This is a genomic window from Nostoc sp. DedQUE05 (genome assembly GCF_034530955.1).
GTDB lineage: Bacteria > Cyanobacteriota > Cyanobacteriia > Cyanobacteriales > Nostocaceae > Nostoc.
Genome location: NZ_JAVRCB010000018.1, coordinates 1 through 14,011 on the forward strand (window position 1 = coordinate 1; position 14,011 = coordinate 14,011).

The 14,011-nt window shown below is 42.3% G+C and carries 12 protein-coding genes; 2 read left to right on the forward strand and 10 right to left on the reverse strand.

Annotated features, from left to right (window positions below; all coding sequences use genetic code 11):
* Nucleotides 1-383: 383 nt before the first annotated feature.
* Both RMZ42_RS15225 and RMZ42_RS15230 read right to left on the reverse strand, forming a co-directional pair.
* On the reverse strand, nt 384-1,289 hold the full coding sequence (locus RMZ42_RS15225) for a DUF2382 domain-containing protein (RefSeq protein ID WP_322672185.1): 906 nt from the start codon (nt 1,287-1,289) through the stop codon (nt 384-386).
* 430 nt (nt 1,290-1,719) lie between these two features.
* Nucleotides 1,720-2,532: a DUF2382 domain-containing protein gene (locus tag RMZ42_RS15230; RefSeq protein WP_322672186.1), complete on the reverse strand. Its 813-nt coding sequence runs from the start codon at nt 2,530-2,532 to the stop codon at nt 1,720-1,722.
* A 296-nt stretch (nt 2,533-2,828) separates the two neighbouring features.
* Between RMZ42_RS15230 and RMZ42_RS15235 the strand changes: the two genes are divergently transcribed.
* Nucleotides 2,829-3,563 (forward strand): DUF1995 family protein, encoded by a 735-nt coding sequence (locus RMZ42_RS15235; RefSeq protein WP_322672187.1) that lies wholly within the window; start codon nt 2,829-2,831, stop codon nt 3,561-3,563.
* A gap of 185 nt (nt 3,564-3,748) precedes the next feature.
* Here RMZ42_RS15235 and RMZ42_RS15240 read toward each other — a convergent pair whose 3' ends face one another.
* From RMZ42_RS15240 to RMZ42_RS15250, 3 genes are all read right to left on the reverse strand, one after another.
* Nucleotides 3,749-4,084, reverse strand: a complete 336-nt coding sequence (locus RMZ42_RS15240; protein ID WP_322672188.1) for a XisI protein — start codon at nt 4,082-4,084, stop codon at nt 3,749-3,751.
* Nucleotides 4,072-4,491, reverse strand: coding sequence for a XisH family protein (locus tag RMZ42_RS15245; RefSeq protein ID WP_322672189.1), 420 nt, complete (start codon nt 4,489-4,491; stop codon nt 4,072-4,074). The genes RMZ42_RS15240 and RMZ42_RS15245 overlap by 13 nt, the downstream gene beginning before the upstream one ends.
* Nucleotides 4,492-4,597: 106 nt before the next feature.
* Nucleotides 4,598-7,618 (reverse strand): zinc-dependent metalloprotease, encoded by a 3,021-nt coding sequence (locus tag RMZ42_RS15250; RefSeq protein ID WP_322672190.1) that lies wholly within the window; start codon nt 7,616-7,618, stop codon nt 4,598-4,600.
* A gap of 544 nt (nt 7,619-8,162) precedes the next feature.
* On the opposite strand from RMZ42_RS15250, the gene RMZ42_RS15255 reads away from it, so the two are divergent.
* Nucleotides 8,163-9,932, forward strand: coding sequence for a pentapeptide repeat-containing protein (locus RMZ42_RS15255; RefSeq protein WP_322672191.1), 1,770 nt, complete (start codon nt 8,163-8,165; stop codon nt 9,930-9,932).
* A gap of 182 nt (nt 9,933-10,114) precedes the next feature.
* Here the strand turns inward: RMZ42_RS15255 and RMZ42_RS15260 are convergent, their stop codons facing one another.
* From RMZ42_RS15260 to nuoH, 5 genes are all read right to left on the reverse strand, one after another.
* Nucleotides 10,115-11,035, reverse strand: a complete 921-nt coding sequence (locus tag RMZ42_RS15260; RefSeq protein ID WP_322672192.1) for an NAD(+) kinase — start codon at nt 11,033-11,035, stop codon at nt 10,115-10,117.
* 6 nt (nt 11,036-11,041) lie between these two features.
* On the reverse strand, nt 11,042-11,347 hold the full coding sequence (gene nuoK / locus RMZ42_RS15265) for an NADH-quinone oxidoreductase subunit NuoK (protein ID WP_006199065.1): 306 nt from the start codon (nt 11,345-11,347) through the stop codon (nt 11,042-11,044).
* A 60-nt stretch (nt 11,348-11,407) separates the two neighbouring features.
* Complete coding sequence (locus RMZ42_RS15270) at nt 11,408-12,022, reverse strand: NADH-quinone oxidoreductase subunit J (RefSeq protein WP_322672193.1); 615 nt, start codon at nt 12,020-12,022, stop codon at nt 11,408-11,410.
* Nucleotides 12,023-12,133: 111 nt separating this feature from the next.
* Complete coding sequence (gene ndhI, locus RMZ42_RS15275) at nt 12,134-12,718, reverse strand: NAD(P)H-quinone oxidoreductase subunit I (RefSeq protein WP_229462911.1); 585 nt, start codon at nt 12,716-12,718, stop codon at nt 12,134-12,136.
* A 102-nt stretch (nt 12,719-12,820) separates the two neighbouring features.
* On the reverse strand, nt 12,821-13,939 hold the full coding sequence (nuoH, locus tag RMZ42_RS15280; protein WP_194045704.1) for an NADH-quinone oxidoreductase subunit NuoH: 1,119 nt from the start codon (nt 13,937-13,939) through the stop codon (nt 12,821-12,823).
* Nucleotides 13,940-14,011 lie beyond the last annotated feature (72 nt).

The following is a 14,011-nucleotide window of genomic DNA, read 5'->3' on the forward strand; positions in this document are numbered from 1 at the left end:
TATAGAGAAATACCCGTGTTTCCATGATTCATCCCGCATTTATGCAACGCCAAATGTATTAATCATCTGGATACCATTTAGAAAGTATTTGCGATCGATGGATTTATCCAACTCATATCCAGAGTAATATTTGCAATCAAAAATCCTAAGTAGTATCAATACTTTTCGCTTAAGCGGGAAAAGGGAAAGGGTGACGATTTTAATTTACCTTTACCCCTTTCCCTTTAACCTTTCCCCAGGCCAAAAGAGAGATTGTTAGGTTTATCCGAAAAGTATTATAAGTGGTATCAGCGTAAGGACAGGTAAAGCCAATTCAACTGCTTCACCTGTACTGTGTAGAATTAATTATTAGTCATTAGCTAGTAACTAATGACTATCTATAGTTAGCGTTCTTCAATCGGAAGATTACCAGAATTCACATCTAACTCTTCGCGACGCACAGTTTCTTGAGTTTCAACTGTGTCTTGATCGACCACTTTTCTAACTCTGACTTCTTCACGCAAAAATGCTTCTTTGCGAACATCAGGAGTTTCTTCATGGATTTCAATGCGAGCAACTTCGCCTTCACGGAAGTCTGCTTCGCGCCCAGAAACAGCCGTACCCGCATCTGCTGGAGTTACACGTTCAATAACGACTCGTTCTCTTTCTACTGGCACTGCAATCCGTGCGGTATCAGTTTCAACATGCTTGCCAATCGTTACTTCTCCAGTTTTTTGGCGTCGTTTGCTGGCAATTAGCCGTTCTTCGTACAATCTCAGAGTTTGATGATCTTGCTCGTTTAAACCGTATAAAGCAGGCTCATTTTCGTAAGTGTAGCTATCACGGGCGTAAGTGGGAGTTGTACCCAATGGTGGTACAGGCGTTCCTAAAGGATCTAATCCTGCTAAAGGGTCTAATGGTGTTGCAGCTTCTACACGAGGGTTGTAGTCTGTGGGTTGGCGATATACTCCACGCACCCGTTCTTCATAGTCGTAATCAAGGGTTTGACGTTCGTCGAACTCAGGCAAATCTTCAGCTTGCTCTCTAGTTAAACCAATTGTGTAAACGCGATCGACGTTATAGTCGATACGGGCGCGGGCAATTGGTAGTAATACTTTTTTACCAAAAATCCAGAAGCCTAAGTCAACAACTAGATAGCGAAAATGACCTTCTTCATCAACTAAAACATCGCTCACAGTACCAACTTTTTCATCAGTTCCCTGTGTATAGACACCCAGCCCTTTCAGGTCATGACCATCAAAACTATCTTGATAGCTAGGCTCAAAATCTTCTAATTTGTAAAGAACCATTATGTTTAACCTCAAATATTTTTTTGTCATCTCTTAATGACTAAAGTAGACATTTATTTATTTTTGTACATCCTTCTGCCGAATGAATTATTTTCATAGTTAAATAATCGAAAGTTATAGATAATTTTGAGCGATATGGCTAACTAGAGACATGAAATTAGGAGCATCTCACTTGACTCTTGTAAAGATATGTCTATTTTAAATGCAAAGTTTTGTATTTTGTATCCTTGGATCTGTAGATGATTTCTCAAAATATAATTTTTTGAATATTAAGATTCCCTACTTTTGAGAAAGTTGAGAGTCTGGTTATTGAATAAAAAATACAGGCAAAGATAAAATTAACTTTGCCTGTATGATAATTTTTAGAGAAATCTATCAAACAAATTTCTAAACCAGCTAATTAAATAGCTTTATATGCAGTAACACCAGATTATTGCACATCTAAATTACCCGCAGTATCAATATCTAATTCTTCTCGACGAATGGTGTCTTGTGCTTCCACAATGTCCTGCTCTACTATTTTTTTCACCCGGACTTCTTCACGCACAAACGCTTCTTTCTGTATCTCAGGCGTTTCTTCGTACACTTCTATGCGTGCTACTTCTCCTTCTTGAAACTTAAGTTCATTGGGATTTACAACCTTTCCTGCTTCTGTTGGCGTAACTCGCTCAATCAAAACTCGTTCTTTTTGAACGGGTACTGTAACGCTTACAGTTTCTGTTTCAATATGCTTACCAACCGTTACTTCTCCGGTTTTGATGCGTTGTTTATTGGCAATTAATCGTTCTTCATAGAGTTTAAAAGTTTGATGAGATTGCTCATTCAACCCATAGAAATCGGGATTTTCTTGGTAATTGTATGTATCGCGATCGGAAGTCACACCGCTAGTTGGAGAACGAAATACACTACGTACCTTTTCTTCGTAATCATTATTAACGATCGCGTCTTCTGTATGATCGGGTAAACCTTCTATTTGCTGTCTGCTTAACCCATCAACATAGACGCGTTTTTCTAGATAACTGATCCGGCAAAGACCAGTTGGTAGTAAGATTTTCTTGCTAACAAAATCTAAGCTTATATCAATAATTAAATAGCGGAAATGACCATCATCATCAACTAAAACGTCAGCAACTGAGCCAACTCTGTCCCCACCCTCAGTATAGAGATCCAACGCTTTGAGATCGTCTCCACCAAAAGTATCTCGATAATTTTGGTCAAAATGTTCAAGTTTATGAAGAGGCATACACTATTCCTAAATTGTTTATAAGGTCTATGTACTAGGGTAAAAAATATTGAGCTAAGTATCCTCCTGCTGGCGACTGAGTTCAATGGAGATATTTGAGGTTGTTTGAAAAGTCTAATTTATTTACTTGCCGCCCTTCTTTTCTCTTCTGTTTCAGAGACGCACTCGCGTTCGAGACGCGCAAGGGACGTAGGAGAGGGGCTGGGGGAGAGGTCAAAATAGCACTCGTCGAACTCACGTTAATTAAGAGCCAATACTGAAACAATGGGAATAGACACTACAGAACCATGCAGATTATGAGTGAACTTCCAAATAGTCTTGAAGATGCGATCGCCCAATCTCGTACAGCCGTTCAAGCTGCCCTTGCAGATGGCTGTACTCGCTTACAAGTTGACTTCCTGTTCCCAGAACTGAAGTTTATGCCAGTGGCGGAACAATTTCTGCCGGCATTTACAGATTATGATTCCCGTTTGAAAATTTTCTTTGCTGACGCTGGGGCTGCGGCCCTAGCCCGACGTGATTGGGTAGATTCCCCATTTCAAATTTTGGATATTGGTACGGGTAGGGCTGCTTCTTTGCAGACAAAAATTCAGCCAGAGGATGAAATTTTCTTATTCATCGCCCCCACATCCGTAGAAGTGCCGCAGTTGGAAAAGCTGTGTGAAGTAATAGGCGATCGCCCTTTAGTCTTGTTAAATCCTCGCTTAGAAGATGCTGGAACCGTGGGCATTGGTTATACAGCGAGAAAAATTCGCGATCGCTTTATCAGTACCATTGAATCCGCGTATTACGTGCGCCCCATAGACGATGAAAGTGCCCTATATCGCTGCTACCCAGGACAATGGGAAGTTTGGCTAGAAACTGACGGCGAATATCAAAGAATTGCCGAATTACCTACAAAACCATCTGGTGATGATTTGGATCTCATTGTTTTAAAAGGACAACCGCAAACAACAACAGATGCGACACCTGCGAGAAAGCCCAGTGTATTTAAGAGTTTGCAACGATTTTTAAAAGCATTGAGTAGTTAAGATAATGCAGAGGTAGCAGAAGGAAACTTTCTTATCTGCTGCCTCATTTTGAGTTTTTATACATCGCATTCGTTATGCTGAATGGAAAAAACTGAGCAATCCAGATATGTATTGCGTACAGTTTATCAAGGGTGCAACACACGTAGAGCAAATGATATTTTTACAAGTAGTTTAGCAACAAGCCTTTAACTCACAGCATAATCTGTATACTGCCGTATATAAGGCGGGTGAAACCCAACGACAATATCGTGTTTTGGTATTCCCATTGCTGTAAGTTGCTCACCTACATCCTCTTCTGTACCATTCCACTGAATCCAAATTTTGCTGTTTTTGATATCAAAATGCATTACAGGGCCAAAAACCCTACGTCTATTTTGCCAACCAATATATATCAGTTGGTAATGGTCTTGTTCTACGTCAAAAATTGTTTGAGCTTCAATTTCATTATTACAGGAGGCGCGTTGAGCATATTCTGTAAGTAATTGCCGAATACACTCTCGATATTTATCTAAATCTGCCATCGGATAATTTCCTCCGTTTCCACATCATAAACTATCAGATTGATTTGACTTCGCTGGATAATACTTTTGATAAATGGTTTATTTAAAAAATCGTTATAAGTGTTTAAGGGCACTGCTAAATATAAAACTCGCTCTGAATCTATCTCTTCTAATGCATATCGATAATTAATAAACTGTCCCACCGCAGTATGAAACTCAGAAATAGTTGAAGTGCCGATGAAACTTTTAACTTCAACCGCTATTATTTGTCCTTCTCTTTCTGCCGCAATAATTCTCTCTGCTCCCAAATCGATGTACATATCGGTAACATTTTCTATGCGAATTAGCAAAGGGTCATGAGTAATTCGCCATCCGTCCTTTTGTAATGCCGATTTCACAACATGGTGAAATTTATCTCTAGCTGACATAAACTATTTTTTCAGCCTGTATGAGCATTCTAAATATATTTTGCCAAAATTAGGGAAAAGAAGAGAAGTGAGGAATTTTAGTATTAATTCCTTACTTCTATCTTTTTTAATTCGTCTGCAACGGCGCATTCAAGACTTTATCGATGCGATCGCGTGTTTCTAATAAGTGCGCTTTGGTGTATTCATCCTCAGAATTAACCCCCTTTAGCTTTTCATCAAGCTGTTTTAATTTATACCATGCTAAAGTACGAGCATCTTCTGGAACATTTTCTTTTCGCAATACCATACTAGTCAAAATGTCCAAATACTGACGCTGCAAGCCTCGCCGCAAACTGGTAATCTTCATCGGTTTACCTTTTGGTTTGATGACTTCCGTCCAAATATCTGATTGTAAAGTGTCAAATAGTTCTGGTAGAGTCAGTGCTTTTCCTTCGGGAGTTTTGAGTTCAATATCCTTAAGACGAGAGAGGCGATCGCTTGAGAGTAAATCTCGCAACACAGAACCCTGCATTAGTAGCACCAAGTCATGAATGGGAAAATCCAAACGACCAACTTGTGGAGAACTACCCCAATGTCGCCAACGAGAAGGTGCTAATTTATTCAGTAATTCTGGTGAAAAATTGAGGGCATCTTCTGCAAATACATATTTTTGTAGCGTTTCTAAAGCTTGCCGTTGTTCTTCAACGGGTACTGGTACAAATGGTAAACGGTGTTGGGTGACTCCAGAGACTTTCTCGGCAGGTATCTCACTGGGGTGAATGCGATAGAAAGATTGTCCCCCGATGTATTTTGTAGTGTAATATATTTGCTGAAAATAGTTACCCAATACTGTACTAAAACGTTCGCTGACATCGCTGTAACTATCACCAGCCATTGGAAAACGTTTATCCAGACGTTCCCACATCACCCGCGAATTATTTAACTGCCACTGAGAATAAAGTAGTACATTACCGCTGTTATCCCAAGCATCAGCTGTGGGGTCAAGGTCATACACATCTTCATCTGTGGAATAACTCAATTCTGGCTTATAAGATTGTGCAGCAATTTCCTCCAAAATTGGCTTTTCTGCTAGAGGAGTTGATGTTTGAATTGTTGTGTAGCCGTACTTAATTGCCCATTCATCATAAGGCCCCACCATACTCGGAAAATAATCTCCTTGTTTTGTACCTTGAGGGGCAATATTTGGGGGAATATAGTCCATGACAGAAGTTGTCAGACCTTTATTTTTGGTAATTTCCGTATTATTCATCTCCTGTGGTGGTAGCAGCGTACTACCACGGAAGTTATGACGTAAACCAAGAGTATGTCCAACTTCGTGAGCGATGATTAAACGTAAATATTGATTAATATATGCTTTTACCTTGTCTGGAGTAGCCATAGTATCAGGCAGCAGAGACATTGCCAGTGAACCAAAGGCAAACTGGTTAGCAGCTTCCATGCCATAGCATAAATCGTACTCGCCTGCCATTTTCGATAAACGATTCAACAACCCCTGTTGTCCTTGCATCTTCTGGGGGACACCATTGTTTTTCCCATCTAAACCATTGGCACAAAGTAAACGATTTTGCATCAAAGCTGATAAAGTCGTGCGATTTTCTGTTTGGCTGGGTTGGACAATTTTGCGATATTCACCCTTGAGTGCCCGGATAAAGCTAGCATCTACGAGAATGTCTGCATCCAAAATTTCCCCTGTCAATGGGTTAACGCGAGATGGCCCCATTGCAAAGTAGCCATCGACTGTATTAATCCAGCGAATCGTGTTGTAACGAATATCTGCCGGGTCCCAGGTAGCATCATCTGGCATTTGGCGGACTTCAATTGCATCCTTGAATCCGGCTTTGAGAAAGGCTTTGTTCCACATAAGAACGCCTTCTTTCATGGCATCGCGGTATTCTAAGGGTACAGCGTTATCAATCCAGAAAACAATCGGTTTTTTGGGATGAGAAATGACTGCTTTCGGGTCTTGTTTTTCTAAATGCCAGCGATTGATGTAGCGGACAAAAGAATCGCCGCGATCGTCGTCTTTGGATAAATCTTGATAGGCGGTGATGAAATAGCCAACGCGATCGTCAGCAAGGCGCGGTCGATAATCTAGATCGGGTAGTTGGGAAAGGCTGTAGTGAACGCGCAGGGTAAAGCCACGGCTGTCAGCTAGCGACCCAAAGTTTGCCGCTTCACTGTTGGATTCAGCACTATCAGAGTAATTCAAAATTGATTCGACTTCTAAGTTTTGAGGAAAGGCTTTAGCAGTACCAAAATAGGACTGGCTTGTGCTTTTTGGAACTCCTAAACCTACAGATAATCCAGCTAAGTCTGTGAGTAACAAATCTTCTAAGTCAATGAGAATAGTTTTGCGTTCTGGATGAATGCTTTTAATGGGAATGGTGTAGAGAACAGAATCACTAAACGATCGCGTCAGCGATCGCACTTGGGGATCTCCCTCACGAGTGCGAAAATTCACATTGCGGATGACAAAGTGTAATTTATCATCTACCCGTTTGAAATAAAATAAAAAATCTTGCAGAGGCATACCACTGTAAATACCTCGTTCGCCAATACCCGATTCTAGGGTTGCCGTAGCTAGGTAATTTTTATTAAGTTGTTCTGGCTTAATTTCTAGATAAATCTTATTCTTTTCTTTATTACGATAAAGGGTGAACAACCCCCCAGATTTTTGGGTGTTTTTAATTACTTCGTTAAATGGCTCTAAATCATCCTTTGCTGCTGGTTTTGCGGTAGTACTAGGCTTTGCATTTGCTTTCTCTGCGGGGTTTGCAACTTGTAAAAATGGTTGCTGACTTGCTTGTTTTAGGTTTTTTACTATCCAAATAAACGGTTGAGGCTGTGCGTGTTTATTTTGATTAACTACCCAAACTTGATTTGACGGTAGCCTCTGTTTCTGAGGAATATTAATATTATTTGATGATAAGGCTGAGATTTTCGTTGAAGAAGCTTCTGTAGATAACTGACTATTGAACTTCTCTCCACTTCTGACTGTAACCACATTTTCTTCAACAATCTGCTTGGCTGTATCAACATTGTTAACAAACGGTGACTTAGCGCTAGCTGTCGCTATCCCTAAAAATAAACTATGTAACAAAATCATGTAAAAGGTTAATCTGTTCATCGCATTCATTACCTGATAACTATCTCTCGTTATTTTTTAACTTTTGCAAAGCCATATAGCCGCCCTATGGCGATTATCTTAGCTGCTTTATATTAAGCAATAAACTTTCAGCTTAAATTTTAATTGCCATTTTTTAGCTTTGTTGTGCTGTTTTAATGTAGGATTTTTTCTAACAATTGCATCTTCTACAAACAGTAAGTATGATTTTTACATCAGACTAGGAAATTTCTTGGAGAAAAAGTATCACAAATTAGCTAAATCATAGAATTAGTTGAACTGGGAAAGAATTTTGAAGTTAACACTTCATTTACATTATGAGAGGAAGCTTAAGGCTACTACAGGTGAGCAAGAAGTCGCCATCCAGAAACGCCGTTGGCAAATTCATCAGAAGTAGCCTGCCCTAAATATCGTCAACTCATGATTTTTTTACTATAGTATTTATTTATACTATTGATTATTGGGAATGCAAAGCAAACTGGCATAGAAAAGTTTTTAATTCAGGATTATCAAAAACAGTTATTTAAATGTAACAACGGAAACAAAAATGTCAACATATTTATCTCAAGTTTGGCAGCTGCTGAGAAATTATGTTAGGGGTACAAGCTTACAAGAGATGCCAAAGGCCACATCCCTAGAAACTGAAGCAGTTTTACCTCTAGGAAAAAATATTAAAGAACCAGACAAAAGTGTTAGATTAGCTCAAGATAATTTGCAGGAATATTTATACTCTCCAAGACTGCAAAAAAGCTTAGAAAAATGGACAGTACCAAAGCACGGTTTGACTTCTCAGATGGACGATCGCACATTGGGCACTTTATCCACTGAGTTTTGCTTTAAAGTATGCGATCGCCAGATGCATGAAGAGATTTATGATTTATTGGGCAATGCTGCCCTGAAACCTGAGATAGTCAAGCAACTAATGGAATTGGTTGTGACTGGTCAAAAAATTCGTCCAGAATTGCTTTTTGGGCGGCTAGAAGATTTTTATCGTCGCTGGTGTCAGGGAGAATTTATCGATGGCACACCAGATGATAACCTGCCTCAGAAAACAAAGTTAAAGCTAGCGGCACAAAATATTGCGATCGGGTTGAGACAGGTAGACATATATACAGGGCTGAACGTACTGATTTTATTACTAGAGTTACACCGTTACGCCCAAGGGCAAGATGAACTCAAACAAAAAATCAAATTCTACCCATCTGCCCAACCGGACACAGACAATTTTTTCACATCCCAACTGCTACGGATTATCAATTATAGCGATGCCCTGGAAATTGGCAACTTTAGCAGTATAGTTGGACAATTCCTCAAAGGCGGCAACTTTAGGGGTGCTTACCTCGGCGATGCCAACCTTACCGGGGCAGACTTTAGCGGTGCCGACCTTAGCCTTGCTTATCTCGGCGATGCCAACTTAACTGGCGTAAACTTTAGCGGTGCCAACCTTAGCGGTGCCAACCTCGGCGATGCCAACCTCAGCGGTGCCAACCTCAGCGGTGCCAACCTCAGCGGTGCCGACCTCAGTAGCACCAACCTCAGTGGTGCTAACCTTAGCTGTGCCAATCTTAACAGCGCCGACCTCAACCGCGCCGACCTTAGCAATACCAACCTTAGCCGCGCCGACCTTAGCCGCGCCGACCTCAACCGCGCCGACCTTAGCAGCACTAACCTCAGCCATGCTGACCTAAATAACGCCATCCTTTTCGGTGCAAATCTGAGTGAAGCCAACCTTAATAGCGTCAGCCTTAGCCATGCCGACCTTTGCCGCGCCGACCTCAGTGGTGCTGATTTGAGTCACGCCATCCTCAACGGTACTAACCTGAGTGACACAATTCTTTTCAGTACCAACCTCAGCAATGCTATCCTGGTTGCCGCAGACCTCAGCTATGCCAAACTTAATGGTGCCAAACTTAACAATGCCAGACTTAACGGTGCAATGTTCTTAGGTGCCGACCTCAGCGGTGTAGACCTGAGTCGGGTGATTCTCAATGAAGCTGACCTTAGCGGCGTGATTCTCAACGACGCCGACCTCAGTGGTGCTGACCTCACCGACGCGATCCTGTTTGGCACAGACTTCAGCTATGCCAACCTTAACAGTGCTAACCTCAGTGGTAGTAACCTCAGTGGTGCTATTCTCAACGGTGCGGATCTCAGCCATAGCAACCTCAGTTATGCCATTCTGGGTGGTGCAGACCTTAGCGATGCCAATTTAGAAGAGATGATCTGGGGTAAAAAGCAGCAGTGGGAAGGTGTGCGGGGATTAGAGACAGCAGTTAATATACCAAAGGCGTTGAAGGAAGAACTGGGACTAAATTGAGATGAGCAAGATTTTATACTAAACTTTAAAGAGCCAATACATTTATCTATAGGTATGTATAAGTTTCTCGCCCCCACTAGAAAGCCCCTAGATGAATCCAGGGGCTTGGGTAATTTTGGTTGCGATCGCATAACAACAATAGGCGATCGCAATCTGCGGTAAATGCACTCTAAAATACTTAATTAATTACGGTGATTATTGCTGTAGTGAACCCTTGTACCAGCCCAAAGCAACTTCTCCCGTAGCGTCTGATAGTAGGAATTGTTCTCGCGCAAAATAATAAATTTAGCCCGACACTCTGCCATCCGCACATCAACACGGTGTCCAGGCCAAATTGAAGTTCCCAAAACCCCATCTGTCCACAGCTTAGTACTCAAATCGTAATCCCCCAAAGGCCAAATACTCACCACAGAACCAGGGGGTAAAACGAGAGGACGACTAGAAAGGCTCATTGCACAAATGGGAGTGATGGTAAGCGCCTCCATACCATCATGCATAATCGGTCCATTAGCAGAAACCGTATAACCAGTAGAACCTGTAGGAGTGGAAATAATCAACCCATCCCCGACGTATTGATCGACTACCTCACCATCGATTTCCATTTCCAGAATTGAGGTGATCATTCGGTCAGCGGAGGCGGGTTTGACACAGAATTCATTCAAAGCCAGGTAACGTTCGCTCACTGGTTCCAAATTAGATCCATGACCCTCATACACAGCAGCTTGTAACATCATCCGTCGTTGGATAGCATAGCGATCCTCAAACAGCCGATCCCAAACTTTCTCCGTATCCTGAAACTCTTCCACTGACTCAGTTAAAAACCCCAGATGGCCTCCTACATTCACTCCCAGAATTGGGATGCCAGCTGGGGCTAAATGTCTGGCACCAGTTAAAACAGTACCATCGCCACCGAGTACCAAAGCGAGATCGATTGGTTGAGCTGCTGAAGCCAAAAAGACTGGATAGGGGTTGTCTTTCGGCCCGCTAGGCCCCATCAACACATGGCACTCGCGGCTTTCTAGTTGTTTCGCACAGATTTCTGCCCATTGTTTACTCCGGGCATCCCGCGCTTTATAAGCAATGATTACCTGCTTGAGTTGCACGCACAATTACCACTTCAGGAGATTAAACTGCTCCATATCGACGGTATCGCGGTTGCGATAAATGGCCAGCACGATCGCTAAACCCACCGCCGCCTCGGCTGCGGCCACGGTAATCACAAATACTGTGAAAACCTGACCCTTAATTAATGTTGAGTCGAGGAAGTTGGAAAATGCCATTAAATTCAGATTAACAGCATTGAGCAGTAATTCAATTGACATCAGCACCCGCACAGCGTTGCGGCTAGTAATTAAACCGTAGATGCCAATGCAGAATAAAGCTGCTGCTAGTAATAAAAAGTACTGGAGTTGCATGAATCTGGGTATCCCTCCTGAAAAAATCTGGCTGTTTATCTGCGGCTCAGGTTGCAAATATTACTCTTTTGTTTCGCTAGTTGTTGATACTAGTTCTCTGGGGCGTTCTTGCAAAGTCAAAACAGTTTGCCCCAGTTTGGATGGTGTCAACAGGTCTGGCAAATACTCGCGGCGTGCCAAAATAATTGCTCCTACCATTGCTATCAGCAGCAAAATGGAAGCTAGTTCAAAAGGTAGTAAAAAGTCAGTGAAGAAATGTTCTCCAATTAAAACTATAGAACTTTCGCCACCTGCCACAGGAGCAGCTGAGTAAGCCCAAGGAGTAGCCAGCACCATCGTACTTAAAAGACCAAACAATCCTACACTGACTACACCCGTAAGTGCTTTCCGCACCCAAGAGTTGGGAAATGCTACAAAATTCTGCCGTTTGTTCACCAACATAATGGCAAACAAAATCAGTACGTTAACCGCCCCAACGTAAATTAGTATTTGTGCAGCCGCAACAAAATCAGCATTTAGCAACAGGTACATTCCCGCTATGCTGATAAACACACCCCCCAGCAAAAAGGCAGAATAGACGATGTTGGAGAACAGCACCACACCAATGGCTGCCCCAATCATCATCACGCCCAGTATGCCAAGTGATACTAACTGTACTCCTTCTGCTAGATTCACTGTTTTTTGTCCTTAGTCAATTGTCATTGGTCATTGGTCATTGGTCATTAGTCATTGGTCATTAGTTATTAGTCAAATAACAAAGGACAAATGACAATGGACAAATGACATTTATTTTTCTGTTTGTTCTACCAAGTCTTCTGGACGCGCACCTGCACGTGGCGCATCTGCGGGCAGTCCATGTGGTTCGAGGACGCCTTTGGGTAGGTAAACTAGTTCGCGCAGTGGTGTCACCATTGGGTCATCTGTTACTTTATACGGCAGACGACCTAGCGCTACGTTGTCATAGTTCAATTCATGGCGATCGTAAGTGGAAAGCTCATATTCTTCTGTCATCGATAGACAGTTAGTGGGGCAAAATTCCACACAATTACCGCAAAAGATACAAACTCCAAAGTCAATGCTGTAGTGGTTGAGTTTTTTCTTTTTGCTGGCTTTGTCGAATTCCCAATCTACTACAGGTAGGTTAATTGGACAAACGCGAACGCAAACTTCGCAAGCGATGCACTTATCAAATTCAAAATGAATCCTACCGCGAAACCGTTCGCCAGGAATTAGTTTTTCGTAAGGGTACTGTACAGTAATTGGACGCCGCCGCATGTGGTCGAAGGTAACAGAAAGACCCTGACCTATGTAACGCGCAGCTTGTACTGTTTCTTTGGCGTAATCGCCAACTTGTTTTAGGAACTTTAGCATTGTGCTTCACTCTCTCTTTTTAAGCCATCAGCGTTATTTGTCCCTTGTCCTTCGTCCTTGGTCTTTTGTCATTAGTCATTTGTGTATGCTAATGACTAATGACTAACCACCAAAAGCGAAGGGAAAGGCTAGTTTCAGGGCGGCCGTTAATAGAAGATTAACCAAACCAACTGGTAACAAAAACTTCCATCCTAAATCTAACAGTTGGTCAATCCTTACCCGTGGCACTGTCCAGCGCAACAGGATGGCGACAAACACTAGTAAATAAGCTTTGAACACAGTCATGGTGATACCCAAAGCCGCAGTTACTATCTGGAACACGGGATTTAATTCACTAACTCCCAGCCAACCAGCGATGAGGTTGAGGGGAATAGGAAAGTCCCAACCGCCCAGGTAGAGAATTGCTACTAGTAAGGAAGAAAGGATTAAGTTAACGTATGAACCCAGGTAGAACAGACCAAATTTCATGCCTGAGTATTCAGTCTGATAGCCTGCAACGATTTCTTCTTCCGCTTCAGGTAAGTCAAAGGGTAATCGTTCGCATTCAGCGAGGGCAGCTATCCAAAAGATCAGAAAACCAATTGGTTGTCGCCAAATGTTCCAGCCGAGAATGCCGTAGCCAGACTGCTGATTGACAATATCAACGGTGTCGAGGCTATTAGACATCATAGCGATCGCTAATACCGCCAGCGCCAAAGGAATTTCATAACTAATAGATTGCGCTGCTGCCCGCAACCCCCCTAAGAGGGAGTATTTGTTATTAGATGCGTAGCCAGCCATCAGCAAGCCAATGGGTTGAATGCTTGATAGGGCAATCCACAAGAATACGCCCATGCCCACATTGCTAATTACGATATTCTGTCCAAAGGGCACAATCAGGAACGACAGAAACACCGGAATTACAACAATAATGGGGCCGAGGGTAAATAGCCAGGGGTCAGACTTGGCTGGTACTATATCTTCTTTAAATACCAGCTTCAGACCATCCGCTACAGGCACCAGCAACCCAAAAGGCCCCTGGTATTCTGGCCCAATTCGCTGCTGTGCGGAGGCAGAAATTTTCCGTTCTAGCCAAGTAGCAACTAATACCCCCACTGTTGCCCCAATCAGCATCAGTATCATTGGCAGCGGCATCCAAATCGCTTTGGCTGTTCCTGCTGGTATACCTAAATCCCGGAGGGATTCAATAAAAGTTCCTTGGAGGTCAATTCCTGAATTCATGTTTGGTGCTCTTTAAGACATAGAGTCATGGTGAGTTACAACTATTAGTTAAATTAATACCTGTAAATCCAC